We start from the raw sequence: 25302 nt of genomic DNA, 5'->3' as shown, positions 1-25302 counted from the left end.
GCTTACAACTGATTCCGTCCGCAATATGATCTGGAGAACTCCTGGTTCAAGCTTTTTTGAAATGAGATCGAAACAAAAACAGAATCACTCCCAGGACCAGGACGACATTCAGCCCCAGAACGAGAAGCATCATATTTGATTCACCTTCCGGTGCCTCATCCTTTTTTGACACCTGGAGACTGCTGCGGTTCCCGGTCTTGAAAGACATATCGGGTGCGAGAATCTGATTACCCGCTTCAGTGTCCAGTTCTACCAGACTGATCAGTTTGTCACCGTTCACATCTGCTCGATAAAACGCCTCTTCGATCCGCATGACGCGCGGTTCTGGACTCCCATCCAGCTTGATTTTGCCGCTGTTTTTCTCTGCGTTGAGAACTTCGTCAAGGTTTAAAGAACCATCCTGATTTTTGTCGCAGTGTTTCAGGAAGAGTGCCTTGGGGACTTTGCTCATATCTGCAGTGAATTTGAATTCGTTAAAATCCAGATAGCCATTTTTGTTGACGTCCAGTCGGTCAAAATATTCCTGGCGCAACAGGTTTAATTCCAGGCCTGAAGACCAGCCTAGTTCCGTCAGTGTCACCCGTCCGTCTTTGTCTGTGTCCCGGGAATAGGAAATCCAGTTTTCAACCCGATTCGCAGGCAGAGATGTTCGATATTCATCGAGAGAAAGCACTCCATCCTGATTCAGGTCAAACCCCGGAAAAGTATAGCTTGCCAGTGGTCGCAGAAAAGGAGCAATGCCTTCCATCAGTTCGGTTTCGTCCAGGGACGCATCCAGATTGAGATCCATCTTCCTAAATTCGGCAATCGGATCGAGCAGATGCCCGGGCATCTCCGCCCATTCCTTGAGTGTAATGTTTTCATCCTGGTCAGCATCCCCTTGATCAAAACGCTTTTTGCCCGCCTCTTCCCCCAGTCGCTGATAATAATTCATGAACTCTTTGAGCGTCAGTGAATCATTGTGATCGCGATCCAGAGCCTTGAAATGCCACCAGTAGACGATTTGCCCTGTTGGCAGGTGAAGCAGTTGACCGTCCAGGCGACGTAATCCATATCCCGCTTCAAACAGCCAGCGGCAATCATGTTTGCTGATTTTACCATCTGCATCTCGATCCCAGTCCTGCCAGGAAGAAAGCGCCAGTCCCGGGATCTGTCTCCCTGGTTTTGCTGACTGAAACTCATCGGGAGAAAGCGTTCCGTCTTGATCCTGATCCCACTGGCTCCAGTTTTGTTCAAGCTTCTCCATGAGCCTGTCAACGAGGCCGCTGAGTGGATTTGACAAAGCACCACGAAGCTGACTCGGAGCCATCCCCGGTACTGCAGCGTACTCATCAAGTGCCAGTTTCTGATCCACATTCCGATCAAAGAGCTGAAAATCCCGTCGTGCCTCAAGTTGTTTATCTGCAGGAAATGCAGCCGTAAATTCAGACGGGGTCAAAAATCCGTCCTGATCAGTATCGCGTTTGCGGAACCCGGCTTTGAGTGCCACCTCTGGGGAAGTCTTACTGGCATCAATGGAAAAGTTAAACTCGTTCGGGTCAAGAAAACCATCCCGATTCTGGTCCAGTCTGTCAAAATACTCCTTACGTAACAGACTTAGTTCCGGCCCTGGAGTCCATGGCAGTTCGGACAGGCTTAACTTTCCGTCATGATCCTGATCTCGTGCGCTGAGCATCCAATTTTCCACTCGATTCGCCACCATGGTTAAGCGGTACTCGTCAAGTGAAAGAAATCCATCCCCATCGAGATCAAACCCGGGAAAGATGGTTTTGACCAGCGGCTTCAAAAATGGAGCGACACCATCGGTGATTTCCTGCTGACTGAGTCTCCCATCATAGCTGGTATCATATTTACGAAATTCTGAAACGGGATCGAGTAAAAAACCGGGCATCTCTGCCCACTCTTTAAGTGAGAGTATTTCATCCTGATTCGTATCCCCTTTCTGAAAACGCGTTTTTGCATCCTCTTCACCAAATCGGTTGTAATAGGTCTGAAACTCTGCCAGGGATAAGCCATCACTGTGATCGCGGTCCAGATCTTTGAAATGCCACCAGTAGACAACAAGCCCCGAGGGAAGCTGAAGAGGCTGGCCATCCAGACGTCGCAATCCATAGGCGGCTGTTATCACCCCTCGACATTCTTCCAGGTCAATGGTACCGTCCGAATTATGATCCCACTCGCGCAGCTCAAGAGATTCGATGCCTGGCAGGTGTGTACTCAATGTTGTGGATGGATATTCTTTCGCAGACAGATTGCCATCCCCATCCTGATCCCACTGCTCCCAGTTTTCTTCAATCAGAGCTATCTGCTTTTCAATCATCGGAGTCAGTGGATGCGGCAAAGCCCCACGTAAAGCCAATGGAACCTGACCGGGTATCGTTCGAAATTCCTGAGCAGATAATTGATCATCACCGTCCAGATTAAACAGCTGGAAATCACGTTTTGCTTCTGCCTGCTTCTCTTGGGGAAAGGCTGCCAAATACTCCGTTTCATTTAACCGGCCATCCTGGTCAGTATCTCTGGAAGCAAAAGCAACCTGTAGTACAATCTCCACGGGTACCCGACTACTGTCGATGGAAAACTGATATTCATTTAGTTCGAGAAAATCATTCTGGTTGAGGTCAAGGCGTCGAAAGTACTCATGTCTTAAGAGGCTTAACTCCAGTCCGGGAGTCCAGGCCATCTCATTCAGGCTCAAACGCCCATCAAAATCCGAATCACGTGAAGTAACTGCCCAGTTCTCCAACTTATTGACCGGCATGGTCATACGATATTCGTCAAGAGAGAGTTTTCCGTCACGATCAAGGTCAAACCCTGGAAAGGTATACCGAGATAATGGGACTAACCATTTTGAGGTCTGCTCGACAAGCTCATCCTGATCCACAAAGGTGTCCAGGTTGCGATCCATTAGTTGAAATTCAGAAATTGGGTCGAGCAACAGACCTGGCATCTCTGTCCATTCCTGAAGTGAGATCGTCTGATTCTGGTCAGAGTCTCCATCGGTAAACCTTTGCTTCCCTTTCTCTTCTCCATATCTCCGGTAGTAACTTTGAAACTCTTCTAAGGTCAGTTGTTCGTTGTGATCTCGGTCCAGATTTTTAAAATGCCACCAATATACGATGCGTCCCGAGGGAAGGTACAAAGGCTGGCCATCGAGGCGCCGGAGTCCATAAGCGGCTTCGATTACCCGGTGACAGTCATCCTTGCTGATTTGCCCGTCGTTATTCCGGTCCCATGCTTTTATGTCTGCAGGTGGTAATCCGGAAATCGTTTCGTGAATCTTTGCTCCTTCAAATTCCTCAGGGGACAAACTGTCGTTACTATCCTGATCCCACTGCTGCCAGTGTTTTTCGATCAGAGCCAGCTGCTGTTCAACCAGAGGTTGCAGAGGATGCGGCAGTCCCTGACGTAAAGCGACAGGGATCAGACCGGCGATCGTGCGATACTCTTCAAACGAGAGGAGTTTATTCCCGTCACGGTTAAACAGATGAAAGTCGCGTCTGGCTCCCGCCTGCTGCTCTTCTGGGAACGAGGCCACGAATTCATCTTCGGTCACTTGCCTGTCCCGATTGGCGTCCCGGCTGTAAAAACCAGCTTTCAAGGCTATCTCGGGGGGGACTTTTCCACCGTTGACCGACACTTTGAACTCCTCGAGTTCCAGGTAGCCGTTCTGATTCTGATCCAGCCGTTGAAAATAATCCTGACGCAACAGACTCAATTCCAGGCCGGGGATCCAGGCCATTTCCTGCAGGCTCAGGCGACCGTCATGATCCGTATCCCGGGAAGTGACATCCCAGTTTTCCACCCGGTTCGCCACCAGCGTCAGTCGGTACTCATCTAATGAAAGCGTTCCATCCTGATCCCGGTCAAAACCCGGAAAGGTAAACTGTGCCAGCGGACGCAGAAACGGAGCGATCCCCTCCAGCAGTTCCTGCGGATCTACCTGGGCATCGAGATTCCGATCCAAGTTGCGAAATTCTGAGATTGGATCGAGTAAAAAACCGGGCATTTCTGCCCACTCTTTGAGAGATAGAATTTCATCCTGATTGGTATCCCCCTTCTTAAAACGTTGTTTCGTTTCTTCTTCACCGAAGCGTTTGTAATAGGCTAGAAATTCCTTAAAAGTCAGCTGATCATTCCGGTCTCGATCCAGATCCTTGAAATGCCACCAGTAAACTACTTGACCGGTCGGTAGCTCAAGGGGCTGACCATTCAGGCGTCTCAATCCGTAAGCCGCTTCCAGTACATGACGGCAGTCCTCCCGGCTGACGGTTCCATCGTCATCCCGGTCCCAATCTTTCAGAGTGGTCTGGGGTATGCCTGGGATCTGATCTTCAAGTTTCGCTGACTTGAATTCCTCAGGGGACAGGCGGTCGTTTCCATCCGTGTCCCACTTCTTCCAGTTCTGATTAATGACGTCTGTCTGTTTTTCAAGATAAGCAGCCAAAGAATGAGTGATCGAACCACGAAATCGTTTAGGAACGAGACCTGGAATTGTACGGTATTCCTCAAATGACAGAGCCTGATCACCATCACGATTGAATAGCTTAAAGTCTCTTTGAGCGACGGGTTGATTCTGTTCAGGAAACGATTTGAGAAATTCTGATCTGGATAACTGACCATTCTCATCAGCATCGTGAGCAAGAAAAGAATCTTTAATGCTTGCCAGGGACATCGACGTCTTAGTGGCAGGGTTACTTCTCGCTTTCTCTACCCTGGATTCTGGCTTCTGACTGCCTGTATCTGCTCGCAGGCAGGTCGTCTCAAAATCAGGAGAACTGAGAAGAATAATCCAACAATAAAAAGATCTTAAAATCAGATAAATAACGTTATTTCGATTGAACATAAACTCATATTCCTCGGTACAAAATAACAGTCATGCCAATATTCATGTTACATTCACATTTACTAATGTACAACAATAATTATGGTTAATTATTGTTGTACATTCGATTTGCAAGATTGGATAGAAGGTATTTCTCAGGCATGGGATCTGGGACCATTTGAGATAGAGAGTTCAGAAGATTTTCAATGAGAACTGCCCGGAGATCTTCTTTGTTTGAATAACCATTCCATCATTCCGGACTGCTCGCTGTATGTGGGTGTCCAGCTATCATGAGTGACTCCCCTTAACTCCACGTAAACTGGTGAACTGCCCACCTGTTGAAGTGCCTTGACCATCCTTCTTGAAGAAGCTACCGGTATGGTCTGATCTGCATCTCCGTGAGCAATCCAGATGGCCATCTTTGAGAATCTGGATACTGTTTCCGGATTGCCTCCACCGCAAATCGGTACGGCTGCAGCAAACAATTCCGGGTAACGGGCAATCATACTCCAGGTCCCAAAGCCTCCCATCGAATATCCTGTGACGTAAATCCTCTGTTGATCAATGGGATATTTACTGCAAATGTCCAGAATTAACTTGTGAATCTGATCAAGCAGCATTTTATCTTCGCCGGCGGGAGTGTCAGCCTGGATTACAGTCGACGACCAATTCATGCCGCGCGGGCATTGCGGTGCCAGAACAAAACAGGGAAACGTCTCTCGGCAAGGAGATTTTGCCATTTGCTGAGGTAGAAATTTTAGCTGTTGTCGATTGTCATTTCCTCGTTCTCCTGCCCCATGCAGGGACACAATCAGGGGATAAGCTTTCCTTTTCTCAACCCTCTCCGGTTTCAAAAGCCTTGCTCTGAGAGTAACAGAATCTTTTGAAATACCTGTCAGATTTGGAGTCGGGAGGGACTCAAATTCGTTGACAATCTCGGGAGCCAAAATGATTTCGGTTTTGGTTTTATCATGATTCGATGAAAGGAAGGTAAAGAATCCTGCATTCACCAGGATCCATGCCATGATGAAGCCGATGGTGGATTTAGAAACCTTCATATTGACTCAATCTCGAGAGATAAAGTACGAGCAGCATTACCAGACACTTGCTCGCATATCAAACAATCCAATCTTATTTGCAGAATACAAGCTGACTATTGTCACAGGATGCGGAGGCCGCATCTAGGCGGCTGTTTCGGATTGATGGTTCCCACTTCCTTGCGATTGATAAGAAGCTGGTTATCTGGATCCGGTACGGCAGGCATATTCGTATTCTGCTTCGGTCGGTAGAAGTGTCACCGGTCCGCTGATGACGCAGAGCATCCTCGAGGCCAGGATCGAGGTGCCAAAGGCCATCCCCCCTAAATCTGAGTACATAATTGATTTCGAGCGATCATTATTACTGCTAAATTTTAGATAGATTCAGAAGCTGAAGTTCTGAAATACTACGCTTATTGTTCCAGTGGCGTACCACTTAATGCCTGCCCTTGGGGACTGGCGAGAGCAGCATATACTTTTCCGTCAATGTCTGCTGATAGAAACTGAATGTGTCCATCACAGTATCCAACGTTAACGCCTCCTTCGTGCAGTGAATTGGGAAAAGGGGCACTCCCCTCGGGCTGAGTGATTCCGGCGTTAATCTTGCTTGGACCTGAATTTGAGCGATTATAATCCACGTTTCCGGAAGCGCAGTTGCCATTCAGGCAGGGATTGCCTATATAAAAACTGGTGAGATAGGGATTCGGCGAAGCCCAGTTGGCTGAATCAGGTCTGGCTGGATCATACCCCGTACGAATATTCTCAGAAATCAGCATGGTATTGGAAGCACCATCTGTAAGCCCAGACATCTGATGGTGACGCTTGGCCCGAATAACCCCTTTCCACGTTTCGTTGAAAAACAGTCCCATCTGGAAAAAAATTTCCCGATCTGACGGTGTTCCATCCCCCTCCGTAGATGAGTTGCATGTAATCCCGTTTCCATTCAAATCCAGCTTTCCTGATGAAGGACCAACTGGACAGTCATGGATTCCACCAATCATTGCAGAAAAGCCGACACCACTGCTGACGACGTAAGTCAGATTTCCCTGGCCGGGGACTTCAGTAATATCATCAGGGCAGGTCAGGACAGGGAGATGCGTTTGGGCCAGGGGAGCATTAACGGGGTCTTTGTAGTTCAGGTCAACATCCCATTGATTGTACAGGTTGGACTGATCAATATAAGGTAGAATGGCCACAACCCAGCTCCGAAAAGAGCCCCCACCTGTCGGTGTCCCATCTCCGAAATAACCACAAGCAGGGAACCGATTCGCACTGTCTGTCGCCTGTAGCAGTCCCAGACTTACATTGCGCATATTATTTAAACACTGCAACTGTCTGGCCGAGTTGCGTGCTGACTGAACCGCGGGAAGCGCCAGCGCAATTAAGATCCCGATGATCGCTGTCGCAACCAGTAATTCGACAAGGGTAAAACCTGCTCTCTGGCGAAACGCCTCTGTTAGAGAACTGTGGTTGATTCGTACGATATTTCCAGGTTTAGATTTCATCAGCTTGCGCCTCCAGCCACCAGGCGGCAAAGTAAGCCACTACAGCCACAATGACCACGGAATCTACAAAGTACATCCAGTATGCAAACGGGGAACATTCTCCCAGGAGCGGAAAGATCAGTTTGGTTTCAGTCGGTCTGCGTGAAGGGAAAATCATGTTCTGTTTTTCCGACCAGTTCAACAGAAATAATATTGTGATATTCGCGGTCACCAAAGCTGCCCCCACTCGGTACCCGAGACGCAAATAAGGCGCTGCAATATAGACCAGCAGTGGTCCCAGCATAAGAACCGTCAGTAAGGAGCAGCCAGCATATGCCAGAAACAACAGGGGCGAGGTATATCCGATAAAAGGAAAATAGAGTTTCCCCTGCCCCATCCAATTGACAAATCCATAGATCCCCAGACTCGCACAGAGGATGAAAACGCAACCCACCAGCAACTTGCGAAAAGCAGGATGATCCCGAAAGGAAAAGCTGAATGTGGGGAGTATGTGTCTGGGAGGTGAAGTCTGTTCCTGTTTGGATGCCCGGGCATCGACGCGCTCGACAGCTGCGTTCACCGTCGATGACCAGGTCTCTTCGGAATAAGCACCTATTTCAACATCATCGTTTAGATTGTCTGAATCGCTGAGCGCGTCCTCAAGCTGTTCCAAACTGGTCGCTGATTCCGTGCTGCCGTCAACAGGAGCGTGAAGATTGACATGAACCTCACGTTGGGGGGCGAGAGGAACCGGAGGAATCTTGCTGTCTCTCAATGACAGTAGCCGTTTCAGCCAACCCGGGCGTTCAGATTTTTGTTCCGGAAGAGCAGAAGCAGTCGACTCAGTTTCATCTGAATTTGCCAGAAATACATCTAGATCATTTTCATCAGCATATTCATTATCAGGGTCCATTTCTTCAGAAGAAACGGGGGGCAGGGTCTCCGGTTCTTTCCGCGCCATATAAAACAGACCCACTACAGAATCTGCCCGTTGCCACTCATCCATATAGCTGGGACGCACTAAGGTGTCAGGCAATAAACGCTCTTCACGCACCATGTCCACCATGTCACTGAAGAGATATGGCCCCAGCTCTTCTTCAGACTGTTTGTAGAACCATTCAGTTGCCATTGATAATCACAATCAATGTTGAAAAACGTTTGAAAAATACAATTCATCACACATATTAATTAGTGGATTCCATGGTCAGGACAAAATTCCAGTATATACTGAACTGTGGACGAAGTTCAACATTAGTTCACTTTTCTTTATTATAGTGCTGTGTCAGGAGTTAATTTTGGGATAAAGTGACTTCAATTTCGATCTGGCGTCCTGAACTTTGAACTGCCAGTCCACTCTCCGCTGCTTTTTGTTGGAGTTCTTAGACCAGGACCAAGTTTCCTCCGCAACAGTCGCGTGGATTCGAAGCGGCGACCTGTAATAGACTACCGGGGCATTGCACGCACTTTGTTTTCAACGATGTTCAGCTAACCGCCGTGCTTCGGCGTCTGGCCAAATTTAATCTGATGGACCAGCGAACGCGCCTTCTCAGCTGGAAAGGCCTCATAAAATGCTCCATTGGTATGCGTGTGCAAAGTGTCGCAGATGACGATGACTTTTCTGGCAGAGCGATAACGTAATGTCAGCAGCCGCTCCATTTCAATCGCCCAGTCTACTTTGGTCCGCTTATCGCGGACTCGGACTTCCCGCAAGCCCGACAAAGGTTCCGTGAACATGAAAATACTGGCGGTTTCACACCGCTCATATTCATAGTCGACTCGACGCGCATGTTTTCTGGTTGCCGGTATGCGGATCCAGAGATTGTAGCCCAGAGCTCACAGCGAGTTATTGCCGGTAACTTGCAGAGCAGGTGTCCCAAGTTGAGCATGTTTTTGATCGAGCGCGGATCGAGTTCCGCGTTCCAGCTAAAGACGTACAACACTGCAATATTTTCCTTTGTCAACGCTTCATCCATGAGAATGGTGACGATGGTCACTGTTCCTGACGGATATCGCAAGCGCGATGCAAACCACGAATATTCTTAATCGCCAGAAAGAAAATGATGCACGCAGGGGGTAGGGCTGTTCTCATTTAGGAGTCGCTGCTGTGCCCAGTGATTTTTTATTTCGCTGTTTCCCGTTTTTTAAAGCTCTTTCCGGCGCCACAAGCAGTAGATCCGTTCCAGATTCATCTTACAGTAGGCCGCCTTGCGGAGTGCCTTCTTCGCTGACCACGCATGTTCCATCTGGCATCACCACCTTTGCCTTGAGCATCCGATGAACCAACTTCAGCACGCGACCATCCTCGACACGCTGGGACATTCGTCCGAGTAGCCGTTGATGGTGGACGCGATCAAAGAACTTCGACAAGTCGATATCGACTGTAATGCCGTATCCTTTATTGAAGTAGCCTTTAGCTTCGGTAATGGTGGTTTGGGCTCCGCGATAACGGCGGAACCCGTGACTGCTATCATGAAAGGTTGGTTCAAAGATCTGTTCGAGCTGAAGCAAGACCGCCTGTTGAACGAGCCGATCAATGACATTGGGAATGCCCAGTCCACGCTCACCTCCGCCAGGTTTGGGAATCCAGACACGACGGATATCGCCTGGCATGTACGTTCCCGAAATCAGAGCGTGGAGAATCTCTGGCAGAAGATCGGGAGCTGCCTCCACGACTTCTTCGGTCGATACACCATCGACTCCGGCAGCACCTTTGTTACGTGCCACAAATAGTAGCGCTCGTGCCAAATTTGACAGCGAGGCCACCCGTTCCAACAGACGATCTTGATTTGCATCGCGATCTTCTATCGGGGCGTCTGTTTCGTTCGTCAAATTGTGATCCGCTTGATGCAGCAAGTATGACCGTCCAGCAGATACGTCCGCTTTCGGGGCAGCCTCGCTCTCTTTCGAGTTGTCGGCAAACACGAATCTCAGTTGACGTGATTCAGAACTTTTCAACTTGTCATCCCCTTCGCTCCACCAGCATTACCCGGCTTCGTCACTACTACGAGATGATCCGACTTCTCGATCGACATCGGCTTGGGGTTGTTTCCTCCACCCATGCCTACCAGGTCAGTTGGTCTTTCGACGCATTGCCTGGATCGTTCGAGATCTCCCGGGGTAAGACACAGTGATGTCCCGCCGCTCCCGCCTCCAATACCCCCCGACCACGATCGGATATCGGGCGTCACGGATGGAAGCCCGCTGGCCCAGACCGGAAGGCCTGCTTGGAGATTCACTTTCGTTCGGTGCTGCAGTTCGCTACAAGCTTCCATCTCACACGACCTCACGGCAAAACCGGCACCCGTAACCTCGGCCACTGTTGTCGGTTCGTGCAACTGCTTTTAGCTCATGGTTTCCTCCGATAGGTCCCATAAAGGACTTTCACCTTCAATCACTGCGCCATGCCCGGCGCACTTCCAATCGGGCTGCGCCCTCATTCCAACTGCACAGCGAAATTACCTAACCCAACCTTCATAAGACCTGGTACAGGTTTTTGAGGCAGGTCACTTGAGCCCCCGTCGGCGGCTGGCCTCGCTTCCTGAGTGGCCCGCCAAATATTTCACAATGGAAAGATTTTGCACGCTTACCGGAAGGACACCGAGTAGATAACGGCCTTGAGTTCATTTCGAAGAGTCTGGACTGGTGGGCTTACTTCAACAAAGTGACTCTGGAATTCAGTCGACTGGGAAAACTAACCGACAATGCGTATATTGAATTTTCAACAGGAGGGTTCGCCAGGAATGTTTATACTAGCAGTGGTTTCCGAACTATCTAAGTGGCAAGTAATGACACGGCCAAAATCAATAACACTCAATTCTTAATTCGGTCAGGAGGGAGCTCAGGTAATCCAAGTTCAGTACGTACTTCGTTCGCCTCATCCAGAGTTATGTGATAAATATTGATCGAATATCCTGCGAAAGCGACTGGTTCAAAATATCGAAAATAGCTGTAATTCCATTCCTCATTCGACAACAATTTTCTGCTTCCCTGTCCATCAGGAATGAATGCGAAACTTCCTGCCAAGTGATTGACATCAATCGCAAACCATCCAGGTTGCGGACCAGCTATTTCAGCCCCGGTATCTTTCCAAAACTTCTTTGCTACCGGGCCAGTCGGAGGTAGACTGAAGTTGATTCCAGCGAGTCGAGGATCAACAGGTCCAAAAGCCGCCAGTTTGAGTGGCGATGCTTCAGGATGCTTCTCCAGCCAGTGTGACAAAAATAACAAGTCCTGTCCCCAAGCTATATTGCTATCAACCAGATTCTTGTAGCCATGTCGGGGACCACCAGTCAGTTCATTAAAATAAGAGAGGCTGTGAGGAAATATCGACAGGCTGCTTAGAACTGTGCAGCAGAGAGCTATTCCAGTGATGATTGAATAGTTACGATGGTGTAGTTGGAAACTGCGCGCGGTTTTACTGATCCAAATAAAAAAAAATGGCAATGCTGGTAAAAGATACCTAGAGTGAATTGAAAATCCCGTCTGTGAACTGACGAGCCCCAGAATAGCAACCGGTGGTAGCAAAAGGAAAAGCTCATGCTGCCATGCTGCAGAATAACCTCTTACAAATAGACTCAAATAAGCTGCCAGACAAAACAGTATTATCGTGCCCAAAGGGGTTTTAATGAGCAATGCGTAGAGGTAAAAATGCCACCACCCATAAGACCTCCATTCTCCCCTCATATAAGATCGTAAACCTCGCTCGAAGTCCGATTTTTGAATGTCGACTCCCCGTACGTAGCATTGCGGGAGAGGAATGGGAATCTTCCCAAGCAGTGAATGGGCAAAGCGGTTTGATCCTTCAGTGGTTTCTGGGATTGAGTAGGATGTGTCCCCGCTTAGTGTATGGGAATAGAATTGATAGTCACCAAGTCTTTTAAAGGTACCGTCAAATGCATACCCCACATTGATTACAAATAGGCTAACAATAAAAATAATAAACAGCAAACCTAAACGTGACAACCAGTGTTTCGAACATAATATTTCTCTACTTGAGCTTTGATATACGAACCAAAGTATCAAGCCTAGCGGATAAAAAATTATAAGTGTATGTTTGCCTAATTGTGCGTATCCTATGGCGATTCCTGCCAGTAAAGCCCAGTTAAGGTCTGGTTGCTTCAACCAGCGCCAATAAAAATAAGCGGCAATAATACCTACTGCAGCGGCGTGTGCATCCGTAGTCATTAAGGCGCCATGGCCAAGAATCCAAGGAGAAAAGCACCAGAGCACGACTACAAAAATACTTGCGGAATTACCATAAAGATCTCGCGCCCAGATAGAACAAGTGTATCCACCAATAAAAATAAATGGAATGCATGCCCACCGCCCCACGGTAAACAGGAGAAATGAAGAACTCCGGTTGTCATCAATAAACTTGATTCCAACTGAGCGCTCGGCACGACTGCGTGAATAGGTGCTATAAAGGGTCCAGTCGGTTTTGGGTGAAAATGCTAACACCGGAATCGCAGCTACGCATCGTATCAACGGTGGATTGACAAGATCGAGATCGAATTTTCCTAATTCAAGATGGCTGAGTCCTGCCGGTAATTGACTTACTTCCAATACAGTGGGACTATGCAGCCATGCGCTCCAGGCAAGCATCAGAGAATTTACCAACAGTAAAATAGTGATGCTCAACCACACAACATGACAGGGAAAAAAAACTTTGATCCCCTTGCCATTCCTATTCATTGTTTTTGTTACGTCTTCTCTTCCACATGAGGAAAAATAGTATTGCTACAATTACCAGGATACATCCATTTCCAATAATTAGATACTTGATTGTAGCTGTTCGTTCAACTGCTGGTTGATTTCCTGCTTCTTTGGCTTTTTTTTCCCTTTCTAAAAAAGCCTGACCATACGCGATGCAACGTTGATGTAACGCTGGCAAATCGTTTACCGTAAACGATTCATCTTCTTTAAGAAAAGTCCACTCCGTTCGACCAATGACATTCACCTGAGTGCCTGATGCAAGTTCCAGATTAAATCGATCTATTGATGGCTTTAAATCAACATCAAGTTTCGAGACCTTAAGTTCTTTGAGTTGATATGGAGGTTCAGATTCAGGAGCTAAGATCAAAACAACACGGGTTGGGAACCAGCGTTCTCCCGAAAATTCACGAGCTTCAGTGATATATGCTTCATATAATAACTTGCCTGACTGGGGACTTCTGTCAGAAATATAAACCGGAAGGTGTCCGCGGTCTGGATCAAAGCCATACTTATGTCCCACCAGTTTTCCATCTGGGCCTGGCCTTTCTCCGATAGTCACTGCCAGGACATCAACGCCGTTAATTTTTTCTGTTCCATCAAAATGGCCGACAAATCGACCACTCAAACACGCTCTTAGAAAGCGGTCTGGGCTGGAACGCTCTTCTGTTCCCATTATGTCCGGATTGAAAGGAGTAATTCGGACTCCAGAAGTTCTAGGATCGCTGGGACCAAATAGATTGGCCGCCAATGTGAGAGGGCCATATGAAAGTAGATAGGATTTATTTCGCAAATACAGATTATCTGCGCAGGGGATTGGTATTTCAAACTTCTCATTTTGTTCTGTTATCTGCGGATTTTCAGTTGCATCCTCAGCTTCTTTCCTCATTTCAGGTGTACACATCAGTTCATATCTTACATTTTCCTCATCAACAAGCCAGTGCCCCTGAAGGGGCTTGGCTTCACTGATAAATTTGCCTGCCAAGGCATCTTCAATTGTTGCCGCTTTAGCATCTCTCCATTCAAATCGACAATCGAAAACGGGAAAAGACTCTCGATTTCGAGTATAACCAACGGCAAGGACTCCCAGTATGTCGTCATTGACTCCATTAGTCGCTGCCGATGTGATCAGAATTAGCAGTATAACTAAAGTACCATTTTTAAAATTGAAAGAAATCATCAAGCTCTTTCGTTTCTCAAATGAACTTGAACCATTTTTCAGATTCATGGTGAAAGAATAAGGTACATTGGCTTTTTTGTATCCTCAATCAATTAAAATACAAACATGAAACACAGTAAGTTTAGAAAAGAGAATTTGAATAAATCTGGGGCGCTGATGACCGAAAAAGATCTATTTTCCTGGCGTTAAGGCGAAGAAGGCACGCATGCATTACTTTGACCCAGTAGTCCCCTGCAACGAGCAAACTGACATTCACCAAAGGAATCCTCGGATTGATATTTAATCACTTCAGCACAGTAATAAAATGAACAATGAAAACATCCATAGTCCCAGTAGGTGTTTTCACATGCGCCAAATTTTTTTATTTTGTCCGATTTGGCGGCAGTGCACGGATCAGGGTTACATGTATACCCGCCAGTACAAGAAGTATTGATTAAAAAACATTGTCCGTCGCTACAATCAACTACTCCAGTGCAGCTAGCGTTTGCTTCATTGAGAGCATCGTTACAATCTCCGAAAGCTGCAATCGATTGGGTTATAAAGAAACCGTTCAGACCAGTAAATACAAGTAGTACTGTGAGTACAAAAAAACGATTCATAATTCTCTTCCTTTCGAACGTTTGATAATGATTTTTATCTGGATTACTTCGACACAGCGATTGGAATCTCGATATTGGGAATAAGAGTATCATTTGTTTCGATAAAAAGCCCTCCATAGAGAAAGCTCTCAAGCTTCGTATGATCCAGCGATATTACCAGTTCGTGTTCTACTTTCGTTGTTCCTGTTGTCGAACATGAATGATGAATATCGCTCAGTTCGCAAACAATGCTTTTAATTTTAAAAGGGGCACCATCTCGTCTACGAATGGTTAACCTTTGCTCTATGGGGATCTCTTTCTCACTAATCCTTCCAAAGAAAATCCGCTGAGGCTTAACGTCATAGATTTCCTCAACGTGAAAGTGAACTGAGAGTTTAGATTCTCTTGCACGGGTACTTGCCAGATCGGTTGTGATCTCAACAAACCCTGCACCAGAAATATGAGGAGGTATCAGGCTGATGCGTAGAGGCGTTTTTCGTTGGACAATCTCACCACCGTTAAGCTTATGTACTGTGCTTTTTCCCATCTCAAAACTTACCCAATTCTGATTACAAGATAATTCTGGTATGGGTGGATCACTACTACGGCTATTTGTTAGAACAATAATATTTTTCTCAATTTTTATTCCCGGTTGGACTTCTCCCAATTCAAAGAAGTTGGGAACGAATTCAACATGGTTATAAATATGTGCCTGAAGTAGAAAGTTCCAAGGCTTACCCTGGTCGTGAATTAATTTGCACGTCGTACCGAAAAGTCCACTTCGCCCTCGCAAATCTACTTCCATTATCAATCGAGTTCGTTCGCCCGGACTTAACTTTTTCTTTGCGATTTTAGCACTGGTGCATGAACAGGATTTTTGCACAGATGATATGTGTGCTATCTGGTCATATGTGTTAGCCACTACAAATTCATGTTTTAATGTATCTTTTTCGCCGACCAGCACAGATGGTGTTGTGAAGGTATTGAAATGTTTATCTACATGTATACTCGACCCTGTATGATCGATAGTCTTGATATCTTTCGATACAGCAATTGTAAATAATGCAATACTTGTCAGAACTAAAACTAGAAACAAGATCCTGTACATTTCAGTCCTTTTGCCGAACATTAAATCAATTTTAACTAGTATCTATATAAACATCATGAACAGCATCCAACAGGTTAGATGATCAGTATATTCAATTGTATTGACACTCACAAGTAAAATATACAAATTTATGCCAGTCAGACTTGACGTGCCCCCACAAATAATGACCTTCCCCCCGATTCCTGATCCATGCGAAATGCGAGAAATTTTGTTATCTTGTATTTTTCGTAGGAGAATCAGACAGCATGAAACGGAAACGATATTCGGAAGAGCAGATTGCATTTTCTTTGCGGCAGCATGAGTCCGGTACTGCGGTGGCGGAGATCGTTAGGAAGATGGGGATCACCGAACAGACCTTTTATCGCTGGAAGAAGAAATACGCCGGTCTGGGCGTCGCTGAAGTCCGTAGACTGAAGCAGTTGGAAGAGGAAAACCGGAAGCTCAAACAACTGGTGGCTGACCTGAGCCTGGATAAGAGCATGCTTCAAGACGTTCTCAAAAAAAAGCTGTGAGGCCCGCTCGTCGTCGTACTCTGGTGCAGGAACTTCAGGTTTGCTATGAAGTCAGTGAGCGGCGTGCCTGCCAGGTGCTCGGCTTTCCGCGAGCCAGTCACCGTTACCAGAGTGTTCATGATGAACGGGCCGAGCTGCCGATGCGACTGCGCGAACTGGCTACCATTCGTGTGCGTTAGTCGATAACTTTAGTCGTGAGAGTCTGGCCATACTGGTAGGAACACGGCTGACTGGAGATGATGTGGGGGCAGCTCTGGATCGCGTTAAAGAGGCTCGAGGCTGTCCTCAGTCAATCCGTGTGGATAACGGTCCCGAGTTCATTTGAAAGAGTCTGGACTGGTGGGCTTACTTCAACAAAGTGACTCTGGATTTCAGTCGGCTGGGAAAACCGACCGATAATGCGTATATTGAATCGTTCAGCGGGCGGGTTTGCCAGGAATGTTTAAACCGGCATTGGTTTCTAAGCCTGGCAGACGCTCAGGAACAAGTTGACCAGTGGCGGCTGGACTATATCGAAAACCCGCCCGCACAGCTCCTTGGGAAATCAGACCCCAGTGGAGTTCGCGAAAAAATCATCCCTGGCGCGCCAGGGATGATTTTACCTTGGCTCTCTAACATTCTAACTGGTACAGAGTTGGGCACAAGGTCAGACAACAAGCTCTATAGAACTGGTAGTCATACTGGTCTCATTGGGCGCTCCATGATGATTAAAATATCCTGATAGCTAAAAAAATGGAAGCAGGCCACCAGCTAAGGTGGCCTGCCTGTTATTGGTATATCTTTTTAACAACGATGGATAATATAGAATCGCAAGTGGTCAGCTAACTACAGTTTCGCCTGCCAATAGATTTAGAGACATATCGTGATCTATGGATATCCCACGCAGCCAGCGACAAAACTGATGCACCATGAATCCTGCTGCAATGCTGGCTGCATACACAGTACTGCGTGAGGTACAACTTCCAATTTGTGCCTGGGGTTGAGGAAAGAGTGTCTCTGAATACTGATTTATTCCTGAGTCCTTTGTGGCAGTCAGCACTCGGATCGTTTCTCCCAGCATTCTGCCATCTGTCCAGAACGCACATTTTCTGCTAATTGATCGCCAAATCGCTGCTCGGGCAGAGATCGAATCCACACAGCAGAAGACAGCCTCTCCTGTACTTATGGAGGCACGAAACCGATCCGAAACTGTCTCCACCTGAATCGAATCATCGAGTTCCTGGATTGCCCTGGCCGTTGCTTCGACTTTAGCTGATCCCAGATCCTGTCTCCGATATACCTGCGTCGTGATATTGGTCAATTCGACCGTATCAAAATCAACAAGCTGAATCCGCGGTGTCCCGATCGCCGCCAGCTGCAGGGCCACCTGTCGTCCGATGGCTCCCACACCGATGACAGTCACCGAAATCTGAGATAGTCTCTCTGTAGGGACCAGTCCACTCTGTCTCTGAAAACGATCTATCGTTGTATTTGTCACAATAAATCTCCTTCCAAATCAGGTTCATCGAAAAACCAGTCCGCATCCCAGTCAAAATCGTCGAACGCCGATAACGGCCTGCTGGGTTGGCGTTGTTCGGGATGCACGTTCGTTAAATATTCCCCTTCCCAGTTTTCGGGTTCACAACCGGGAAAGGGCTCTGAATAATCCCGCCTGACTGAGATCTCACAGTCAATCGTGGGACCGGTATTCATCCGCAATCGCGCATAGGATCGCCCCTGCCGCGCCAGGATGAACATCACGGCCCAGTCAGATCGACCAAAGACACGTTCAAAGGTCGCTTCATCAGTCGGGCTGGGCTCTGGACAGGCACCCGGGTGAGTATGGATCCAGATTCGACCAAACTGCTCCGGGCGGAGTCCTGCATCGACCTGATCATCAAAGAAATTCGCCACCGCTTCATTATCGAAGGCAACATGGACCAGTGAGCAGGTCTGTTTCACGAGTTGCAGGTCCTGGACCAGCAGCAAATCCGTCGAGGCTGCGATTCCAAATCCGCCAACTTCAGTATCACCATAATCACGTAGGAACAGCAGTTTGGCCCAGGCGTTTGGGCTAAAGCGGAGTGCCGGCAGGGGGGACCGTCTCCGGCGATGTGGTTTCCTGGTCCGGTTCGTACGTTTCTTCGTCTTCCTGTGTTTCACAGATCGGGCACCTTTCTTCAATATCGAGGCAATTTGAACAACAGCTGGAACCACAAAGTCCACACTCTTTCAGGCAGGATTCACAACAGTCATCACGGCAGATTTCACAGCGGGTCGAACAGTCGTGGCAAAATGAGGAACTACAGTCGGTACAGCGATTGGCACATTGCCGACACAAGCGGTTTTCGCAACTGGTGCAGTGAGTCTGCTCATCTGTGGTCACGACATCCGCACAATCACTGCATTCTGCACTGTGCCAGTCGCTGAGGGCGACATAGGGGCTTTCCGGGTTGTAGGTGTGCAACAAGCGCGACACCAGCACGAAAAAGTCCAGCAGTCGCCCCTGTTCTAGGGAACGTTTAATAGGCACACGGGCGTCCCCTTCACAGACGATATCAGACTGCACATGCGGATGCGTGACAGCGTCATCGGTGATCGGTGACTGCGGATCTTGAGCAAATACCTGGTACTGAAAGGGAGCGTCTGAATTCAGGTCTGTAAACTCCAGCCGTATCTCAAACGCTCCCAGATAAACGCCTTCCAGCACAATTGGCTCTGTGACCACCGAAATCGACTTAGCCTTGAGATTGATGTTAGATTCACAAAACTCCTCTTCCAGGGCCAGCAGGTCTTCGTAGATAGTGCGTATCGCAGGGAGAGGTTTTTCAGCAGTGACTGACTCCAGTTCCTGCTGCAACGTTACCAGTTGCCGCGTCAGCTGAAACACCTCTGCTGACAGTCCCCGCTCCAGCTTTGAGGACGCACGAAACCAACCTCGTTCCTGTGCCTGTTGTCGCATGCGGATCAACCGCAGACAGCTTAACCAGGCTGATTCTGGTAGCCCTGTGTTTATCTCACTTCCCAGTGAGCTGAGTTGTTTCTCAATGAGACTGGCCATCCGCCAGACCTTTTCGAGGCTTTGTTTCATAGTTCGTTTACTCCCACTAATAGAAAACAGGCTGCCGGGACCGTGATCCCGGCAGCCTGTCTTAGACAAAACATTACTGATAGGGACGGCTAGCTTTTCGCCCCTTCGATTTTAGTCGGAGTGATCGAAATCCGGTCCCCGTCTTCTAACGTCTGATCGGGAGGGCACGGCTGACGATTGACCCGGATCAAGTAGTCCGAGGCGTTCGCATCCGCCATGCGTTGTTCGAACAGTTGAGAGACCGTGGTACCTGTGGCGACTTCGATGTAGTCTGCGAATCCGCCACCGTCGTTATTAATCAGTAAAACTTTCATAGCATTCCTTTCTGGAATTGATTTGGAGATGTAATAAAAAGAAGTAATGCTTTATCCAAGCGACTTTCGTTTGCGACGCCTTTTTCGACGTTGACTTTTAACGACGCGTCGTCCCCGTTGCCGCCCACTACGGAGCATCTGCAGTCGATTTGAGTGGAAGGGAGCATCTGCCTGACTGAGACAGTGAAATCCCTTGAGATCGGAATCACACCCATGACGGTACATGATTCAATCCCTCTGTCTGTGGAGCCATTCGCTGGTTTTCCAGTTCGTCCCAGTCGATGACCAGCGGTCCCGACGTTTCTGAATCCGGATCAACGGTTTCATGGGGCTCTGCCAGTAGGAAGCCCAGGCGTTTAACGGTGGCGATTGTCTCGCCGGTGGCCAGGGCGACGGCCCGATTCAGGTCTGACTGTTTCATCTAATGTCTCCTAAAAACAAGGGTTCAATAAAAAAAGCCCCGGCCCTGCAGAAGCAACTCTGCAAGACCGGGGCACAGTGTGGGAAAATTACATGTTCAAGAGCTGGGAGAGAGCCAGTGCTGTTCCAGCCAGTCGATTTCTGACTGCAGGGCCGCACTCCGTTGAGCGAACGGCCCCAGCCGCGGTCCCTGGACGGGGGACAGATCCACGATCCATTGACCAGCCGCATTCGGTTCGACGAACGAGCCCCGCGAGATGCGCAGTCGACCGAGGGCGGCCAGATCAATGGCTTCCGCGTAAATGCAGCGGACTTGCCCTTCCGCTGTGATGATGAGTTGCATGCGGCCTCCTTACTTCGGAATTCGCATGATCTGACGTCGCGGACGATCAACCAGCAGGCCATCCAAGACAGCCTGAACGCCAGACAAATCGGAGGCAACCTGCTGCCGGAGGGCGTCCCGTTTTCTCAGTTCCTGGGGCTGTATGCCTTCTACAATGTTTTGACACTGAGAGACGAGCGCATCCAACTGTTCGTTGGAGCGGACATTCAGCGACCGGAAGCGACCAAAGAACTCGTGCAGGTTCCCGATGGCCGAATCCCGGAAGACCTTAGGACGACCGTCGGCCTGCCCACTCAAGCGATCTGTGAGATGTGACACCAGCTTCGACAACTCATCCAGAAAGGCGTCCTCCGCCAGTCGGACTGCCTCTTCAAACCGCGACTGCACGCGCTGGCACTCTTGTTCGTAGAGTTCGGGATTGAGCTGTCTGAGATAGTTCGGCGGTTCGATACTGGGGAATTCCCAGGTCACTTCGAATAGCCCGACCAGCGTTGTGGGGTAATCATCGTCATTGAACAGACTGCCCAGACGCTCCCGGGCCGCCGATTTCATGGACAGATATTGTTCATCCAGTTCCGCGACGGTCTCAGCCAGTTCATCCGTAAATCGATGCATCTGCTCCTGGAAGGCGGTTAGTGTATCCTGCCGCAATAAGCGGATTCCCGGTTCCGGGAAAGGGAGACTGACCGAGGTCCAGTATTTGCGTACCTGGTTGCGGACGGCACTCACGGCCCGGAAACGGGGATGTCCCGTATCCAGCAGCTTCTTACCAGCACTCAGGAACGCCCCTTCCGCCCCAAACGATTCAGCGGCCTGGGCCTTCTGGTCGCGTGTGAGTGACTTCCTGGTACCAAACCATTCAAAACTGACCCGCGTGGCACACATGGTCGCCCGAAGTCGGTCGATGGGATCGTGGTGGGTTTCCACTTCTTCTATCGTAGCCATAGTCATCGTTTCTCCTTGATTAGAGTCAGGTTTAGTTTCTGCGGGGATCACGGGAGAGTTTGCGCTGCTCTCGGCCTTCCGACCGCTCTCCGTGAACAAAGACGCCCGGCTGCTCTGCAGACAGGCAGCGGTTGCTGGCCCAGCGTCTGAGTCGAGCCACTGATTCTGCGGCTGTGACGGCCACGGGGACCACGTTTTCAGCAGCCTGGGTTAACGGGACATCCAGCAGGGCTGCCAGGCGACAGCAAGCCCTGATTTCCGATCCGGTCCAATGCCGGTCTTCGGGCAACTTCTGCTCCTCTGTGAGTCCATACTGTTCCCGGTAGATGTTCCAGATCGCCTGCTTCTGTGAATCTCCGGGCAGATCCAGAAAGAAGAGACCGTCAAAGCGTTCGGCACGGATCAGTTCCGGGGGCAGTTTAGAGATGTCGTTGGCGGTACAAACGACAAATACGTCTGAAGTATGGTCGTTCAGCCAGCTTAAAAGTGTCCCCAGCATGCGTGTGGAAACACCACTGTCAGACTGTCCGGATGAGGCTGCTCCGCTCAGACCCTTTTCGATTTCGTCGATGAACAGGACGGCGGGTTGCATCGCATCAACGATTCGGATCGCCCTTCTTGTTCGCTCCTCTGTCTGGCCGACTAGAGAACCCATCAGGGCTCCCACGTCGAGTGTCAGTGTGGCTCTTCCGGTCTCTTTTCCCAGTGCTTTGGCGAAGGCACTTTTCCCGGTCCCGGGAACTCCCAACAGCAGCACGCCCCGTGGACGCACATGGGTTGATTCCTGTGATCTGGGACGCAGCGCACGCCGGCAAAAGGCCTTGAGTGATTCCAGGCCGCCCAGGTCTTCAAATGACTCAGAACCGCTGTGAAGCGTTAACAGACCACTTTTCAGCAGTGTCTGTGCCTTCAGTTCCAATACGACGGAGACGTCGATGCGTCCATGACGTACCAGGGAGAGACTAAAGGCTCCCTCTGCTTCATAGCGAGTCAGTCCACAGGCGGCGTCCAGGACACGCTCCTGTTCCATTCCCTCTGGCAATTCGCCGGGTTCCGTGGCAATGCTGTGAGCGATCTCTTCCAACTGGCTCCGATCGGGAAGATCGTGTTCCAGGCAGACGAACTGTTTTTCCAGTTCCGGGGGAATCTGGACCAGACTGGATAGAATGATCACGAAGGTTCGGGTTTGCTTTCCCAGACCGATCTGTCGCGTCAGGGCCTGGATGATTTCCGGGGAATTGATGAACCGGTGGAAATTCTTGAGGACCAGCAGCGTGGGCCGATCTGAATCGGCCTGGATGTTGAGACTGTGGATAGCTGTAAGGGGATCGGGGTAGGAGTTATCGCTGTCTCCAACGACCTCTGTTCCCTGCAGCCCCCGGTCAATGTCCCAGGAGAGCAGCCCCCAGTCTTCGCTGTGACAAAGGCGGGTGATTTCCAACAACGCCTCGTCATGTTCGTGGCTCTGAATCCAGATGCCGGTAAAACAGGCGCGTACGTTCTCCGCCAGTCGTTCGGTTAGTAACATAAGTGTTCCTCTTAGGTTGAAAGAAATAGGTGTGTGAAGTGTGCTTAAGCGGTCTCAGCCAGTTGGCGGATCGTCTCCAGCCAGGAGATGATTTCCCCGTCCGGATCGCGTTCCTGCAGCAGGGGGACCGTCATTTGTTCGACCGCACTGGTATTGAGCCAGCGCTTGGCCCGATTCGTTAGTCGCACCTGAGCACGACGAGTGAGCCGTTGCCAGGTGGGTTTTCCATGACTGCTCTCAAAGACTTGTTGTGCTGCCAGAGTTGCCACACAAGCATGGTCATCGAATTCCAGTGGAATATTAGTGATAACCTGAATCGAGTGGGGATGCAGATAGTTCTCCAGACTCCGTTTCTGCGTCAACATGCCGCGGCAACGAGAGCGTTGGTTGATCCTGTCGACGGTCTCCAGACGTTGTTCCGTAACCGGTGACTGCTCGCGATCGTACAAATGAAACTCTGGCAGATTGAGTGGCGACAGTCGTCTAATCCAAGCTTGAGGATGTCCACTGATCGGCAGGAAGATAAGTTCTCTATTACGTTCCATTGCGGCAAGATCAGGCAGTGCAGGATGCGCTGAATGGAGGAGCGCTGAGATGCGTCTCAGAAACTTGATGTCGTGTGTCCCTTCGACGACCACCAGCACACGCACCCGTGAGGGGGCTTCGTCAATTCGTTCAGGTAATTCCTGTATGTGTTGTGAATTGAAAGCTAATTCTCCTGTTTGAGTTGGTTGGGGTGATGTTGGACGCTCTGGTGGTATTCGGCGGTTAATTGCTCTGAGGAGACTTTTCCCAGGGCTGATTCCAGAATCCGGCTGGCGTCCCGGCAGCGGGAACCGGTGAAGCCGCGGGTTTCGATCCGGGACTGACCGTCGGTAGAAATGATGATTTCAATGGTTTTCACTGGCCCTCTCCGATCTGAATGGTGAGTTTGATGGAACCGTCGCTGAGCTGGTTTTCTAGGACGGAATGTCCCTTGCGGCGCGCTTCCAAGCGGCATTTTTCCACGCCGTAGGATTGAAGCAGCCGATTGAGGTGAGACGGCTCACCCCAGCGGCCTTCAAAGTTGTCGTAGCGGACCCGGCCCTGTTCGACGTCAAAGACGACAGGATACCGCCAGTCAGGGAGACGGACCGCGTAGCCAGTGGCTTCCCCGCTAAACAGCGGGACAGTCTCTTGAATGGGTTCTCCCAGCTCGAGTCGACGGCAGGCTAGGCCCAGTGCTTCCGCGTCGCGGACTTCCGTTTGGATGGTGACAATATGTGACATTTCATGTGCTCCTTTCTGTGGGATTTTCAGGATCGGGGGGCTGCGGGAAATCCGTCAGCCGTGGTTTGTCCGGATTTGTATTTGCAGGTGGCATCAGCCACGGTTCTGCTGAGACCAGGTCATCTAGCAGCAGCTCTGTCATTTGCTGATCGTTAGCGGGTTCGATTTTCTGCCTGAGCAGCAACCAGCAGATCAACAGGGGCAGCAGGCTAATGACCACCATGGTCACCCTGGAGATCGCCGCCGCAATGATCGGGTCACGATTTCTGCTGTCAGCAATTTCACGGCGTTCTGCCTCCAGCTGGTCCCGCTGGTATCCGATCTCGTTTCGCTCGGTCTGAATCTCGCGCTGCAGCGAGACCATCTCCTGCCGGGATCTGGCGTCTGCTTCCACCAGTTCCCGTGAACCGGAGGCAACTTCCTGCTGGAGTTCCGTCATCCGTTGGTTCTGCTCAGCCTGGCGCTCCAGCTGCCGTGTGGCCAGTTCGGCCACACGGCTGTTTTCGTCGGAACTACAGCCGGCTCCGGTCAGCAGGATCAATGTTAGTGTGATGGGTAGAGTCGGTTTTTCCATGTGCCCTCCAGCGTTGAATCAGGTGTCTGAGAATTCCCTGCAGCGCCAGCCGCAACCGCCGTTCCTTGATGAATGAGACGACAGTCAGCAACAGGGCGACAGAGACGAACGTTAAAACCATGTATTCCAAGCAAGGCTCCTTTCTATTGGGGATGTGTAAAAACAGAACGCCCCGCATTCCTGTGCCATGCGGGGCGCTTTTACTGACGACGAATTTGTTTTGGAGATCGACTACCATCGTACAATAGGTAATCTATCCCCTATGTATTGAACTAAACCGCTTCGCGGTAGGCCTGGGATCGGCAACTGTGATTGATCCTTCCGCTGAGGGCTCGTCCCCCCGGACCGTAAAGCACACGTAGGTACCCAGGTCCGTCTGTACGGCCTGTTCCGAATATTCCGATTT

Annotated in this window: 23 protein-coding genes and 1 pseudogene; 1 reads left to right on the top strand and 23 read right to left on the bottom strand. The window is 49.5% G+C overall.

Going from position 1 to position 25302, the window contains the following annotated elements; genetic code table 11:
* Nucleotides 1-46: 46 nt before the first annotated feature.
* The 10 genes from RID21_RS11535 to RID21_RS11485 all read right to left on the bottom strand — a co-directional run bounded on the left by RID21_RS11535 (nucleotide 47) and on the right by RID21_RS11485 (nucleotide 15921).
* Nucleotides 47-4447: a hypothetical protein gene (locus tag RID21_RS11535; RefSeq protein WP_350189027.1), complete on the bottom strand. Its 4401-nt coding sequence runs from the start codon at nucleotides 4445-4447 to the stop codon at nucleotides 47-49.
* A 581-nt stretch (nucleotides 4448-5028) separates the two neighbouring features.
* Nucleotides 5029-5883 (bottom strand): carboxylesterase family protein, encoded by an 855-nt coding sequence (locus RID21_RS11530; protein ID WP_145441606.1) that lies wholly within the window; start codon nucleotides 5881-5883, stop codon nucleotides 5029-5031.
* A gap of 180 nt (nucleotides 5884-6063) precedes the next feature.
* Nucleotides 6064-6201 (bottom strand): hypothetical protein, encoded by a 138-nt coding sequence (locus tag RID21_RS11525; RefSeq protein WP_350189025.1) that lies wholly within the window; start codon nucleotides 6199-6201, stop codon nucleotides 6064-6066.
* A gap of 74 nt (nucleotides 6202-6275) precedes the next feature.
* Nucleotides 6276-7367, bottom strand: coding sequence for a DUF1559 family PulG-like putative transporter (locus RID21_RS11520; protein WP_145441605.1), 1092 nt, complete (start codon nucleotides 7365-7367; stop codon nucleotides 6276-6278).
* Nucleotides 7357-8475, bottom strand: a complete 1119-nt coding sequence (locus RID21_RS11515) for a DUF4339 domain-containing protein (RefSeq protein WP_145441604.1) — start codon at nucleotides 8473-8475, stop codon at nucleotides 7357-7359. The genes RID21_RS11520 and RID21_RS11515 overlap by 11 nt, the downstream gene beginning before the upstream one ends.
* Before the next feature lie 356 nt (nucleotides 8476-8831).
* Nucleotides 8832-9152 carry a transposase gene (locus RID21_RS11510; RefSeq protein WP_261343312.1) on the bottom strand — a complete coding sequence of 107 codons (321 nt, stop codon included), beginning with the start codon at nucleotides 9150-9152 and terminating at the stop codon, nucleotides 8832-8834.
* A gap of 384 nt (nucleotides 9153-9536) precedes the next feature.
* On the bottom strand, nucleotides 9537-10301 hold the full coding sequence (locus tag RID21_RS11505) for a reverse transcriptase domain-containing protein (protein ID WP_197993576.1): 765 nt from the start codon (nucleotides 10299-10301) through the stop codon (nucleotides 9537-9539).
* An 855-nt stretch (nucleotides 10302-11156) separates the two neighbouring features.
* The gene (locus RID21_RS11495; RefSeq protein ID WP_145441602.1) at nucleotides 11157-13037 is read right to left on the bottom strand and encodes an ArnT family glycosyltransferase; all 1881 of its coding nucleotides are present in this window, start codon (nucleotides 13035-13037) and stop codon (nucleotides 11157-11159) included.
* On the bottom strand, nucleotides 13030-14235 hold the full coding sequence (locus RID21_RS11490; RefSeq protein ID WP_145441601.1) for a hypothetical protein: 1206 nt from the start codon (nucleotides 14233-14235) through the stop codon (nucleotides 13030-13032). Before RID21_RS11490 ends, RID21_RS11495 begins: the two co-directional genes overlap by 8 nt.
* A gap of 642 nt (nucleotides 14236-14877) precedes the next feature.
* Nucleotides 14878-15921 (bottom strand): DUF1573 domain-containing protein, encoded by a 1044-nt coding sequence (locus RID21_RS11485; protein ID WP_197993575.1) that lies wholly within the window; start codon nucleotides 15919-15921, stop codon nucleotides 14878-14880.
* Between the two features lie 245 nt (nucleotides 15922-16166).
* Here RID21_RS11485 and RID21_RS11480 point away from each other — a divergent pair.
* A pseudogene (locus RID21_RS11480) lies at nucleotides 16167-17029 on the top strand (integrase core domain-containing protein).
* A gap of 221 nt (nucleotides 17030-17250) precedes the next feature.
* On the opposite strand, the gene RID21_RS11475 reads toward RID21_RS11480, so the two are convergent.
* The 13 genes from RID21_RS11475 to RID21_RS11415 all read right to left on the bottom strand — a co-directional run bounded on the left by RID21_RS11475 (nucleotide 17251) and on the right by RID21_RS11415 (nucleotide 25026).
* Entirely contained in the window at nucleotides 17251-17910 is a 660-nt protein-coding gene (locus tag RID21_RS11475; RefSeq protein ID WP_261343281.1) for a HesA/MoeB/ThiF family protein, read from the bottom strand.
* On the bottom strand, nucleotides 17907-18374 hold the full coding sequence (locus RID21_RS11470) for an MPN domain-containing protein (protein WP_197993574.1): 468 nt from the start codon (nucleotides 18372-18374) through the stop codon (nucleotides 17907-17909). The genes RID21_RS11475 and RID21_RS11470 overlap by 4 nt, the downstream gene beginning before the upstream one ends.
* Nucleotides 18375-18486: 112 nt before the next feature.
* On the bottom strand, nucleotides 18487-19503 hold the full coding sequence (locus tag RID21_RS11465) for a hypothetical protein (protein ID WP_145441599.1): 1017 nt from the start codon (nucleotides 19501-19503) through the stop codon (nucleotides 18487-18489).
* A gap of 89 nt (nucleotides 19504-19592) precedes the next feature.
* Nucleotides 19593-19817 carry a MoaD/ThiS family protein gene (locus RID21_RS11460; protein ID WP_145441598.1) on the bottom strand — a complete coding sequence of 75 codons (225 nt, stop codon included), beginning with the start codon at nucleotides 19815-19817 and terminating at the stop codon, nucleotides 19593-19595.
* 205 nt (nucleotides 19818-20022) lie between these two features.
* Nucleotides 20023-20238 (bottom strand): hypothetical protein, encoded by a 216-nt coding sequence (locus tag RID21_RS11455; RefSeq protein ID WP_145441597.1) that lies wholly within the window; start codon nucleotides 20236-20238, stop codon nucleotides 20023-20025.
* Between the two features lie 96 nt (nucleotides 20239-20334).
* Nucleotides 20335-20580, bottom strand: a complete 246-nt coding sequence (locus RID21_RS11450; RefSeq protein WP_145441596.1) for a hypothetical protein — start codon at nucleotides 20578-20580, stop codon at nucleotides 20335-20337.
* A gap of 9 nt (nucleotides 20581-20589) precedes the next feature.
* On the bottom strand, nucleotides 20590-21525 hold the full coding sequence (locus tag RID21_RS11445; RefSeq protein WP_232101987.1) for a hypothetical protein: 936 nt from the start codon (nucleotides 21523-21525) through the stop codon (nucleotides 20590-20592).
* Between the two features lie 31 nt (nucleotides 21526-21556).
* Entirely contained in the window at nucleotides 21557-23053 is a 1497-nt protein-coding gene (locus RID21_RS11440) for a Ycf46 family AAA ATPase (RefSeq protein WP_145441594.1), read from the bottom strand.
* Between the two features lie 44 nt (nucleotides 23054-23097).
* Nucleotides 23098-23598: a hypothetical protein gene (locus tag RID21_RS11435; RefSeq protein ID WP_197993573.1), complete on the bottom strand. Its 501-nt coding sequence runs from the start codon at nucleotides 23596-23598 to the stop codon at nucleotides 23098-23100.
* Between the two features lie 164 nt (nucleotides 23599-23762).
* Entirely contained in the window at nucleotides 23763-23957 is a 195-nt protein-coding gene (locus tag RID21_RS11430) for a DUF2997 domain-containing protein (RefSeq protein WP_145441593.1), read from the bottom strand.
* Entirely contained in the window at nucleotides 23954-24322 is a 369-nt protein-coding gene (locus RID21_RS11425) for a DUF1257 domain-containing protein (RefSeq protein ID WP_145441592.1), read from the bottom strand. Before RID21_RS11425 ends, RID21_RS11430 begins: the two co-directional genes overlap by 4 nt.
* Before the next feature lies 1 nt (nucleotide 24323).
* Nucleotides 24324-24896, bottom strand: a complete 573-nt coding sequence (locus tag RID21_RS11420) for a hypothetical protein (RefSeq protein ID WP_145441591.1) — start codon at nucleotides 24894-24896, stop codon at nucleotides 24324-24326.
* Nucleotides 24835-25026: a hypothetical protein gene (locus RID21_RS11415; protein ID WP_350189023.1), complete on the bottom strand. Its 192-nt coding sequence runs from the start codon at nucleotides 25024-25026 to the stop codon at nucleotides 24835-24837. The genes RID21_RS11420 and RID21_RS11415 overlap by 62 nt, the downstream gene beginning before the upstream one ends.
* Nucleotides 25027-25302 lie beyond the last annotated feature (276 nt).

This window comes from Gimesia sp. (assembly GCF_040219335.1).
In the GTDB taxonomy this organism is placed as follows: Bacteria; Planctomycetota; Planctomycetia; order Planctomycetales; family Planctomycetaceae; genus Gimesia.
Note: the sequence above shows the minus strand (reverse complement) of the source record. Positions and strands in the feature narration are given on the sequence as shown.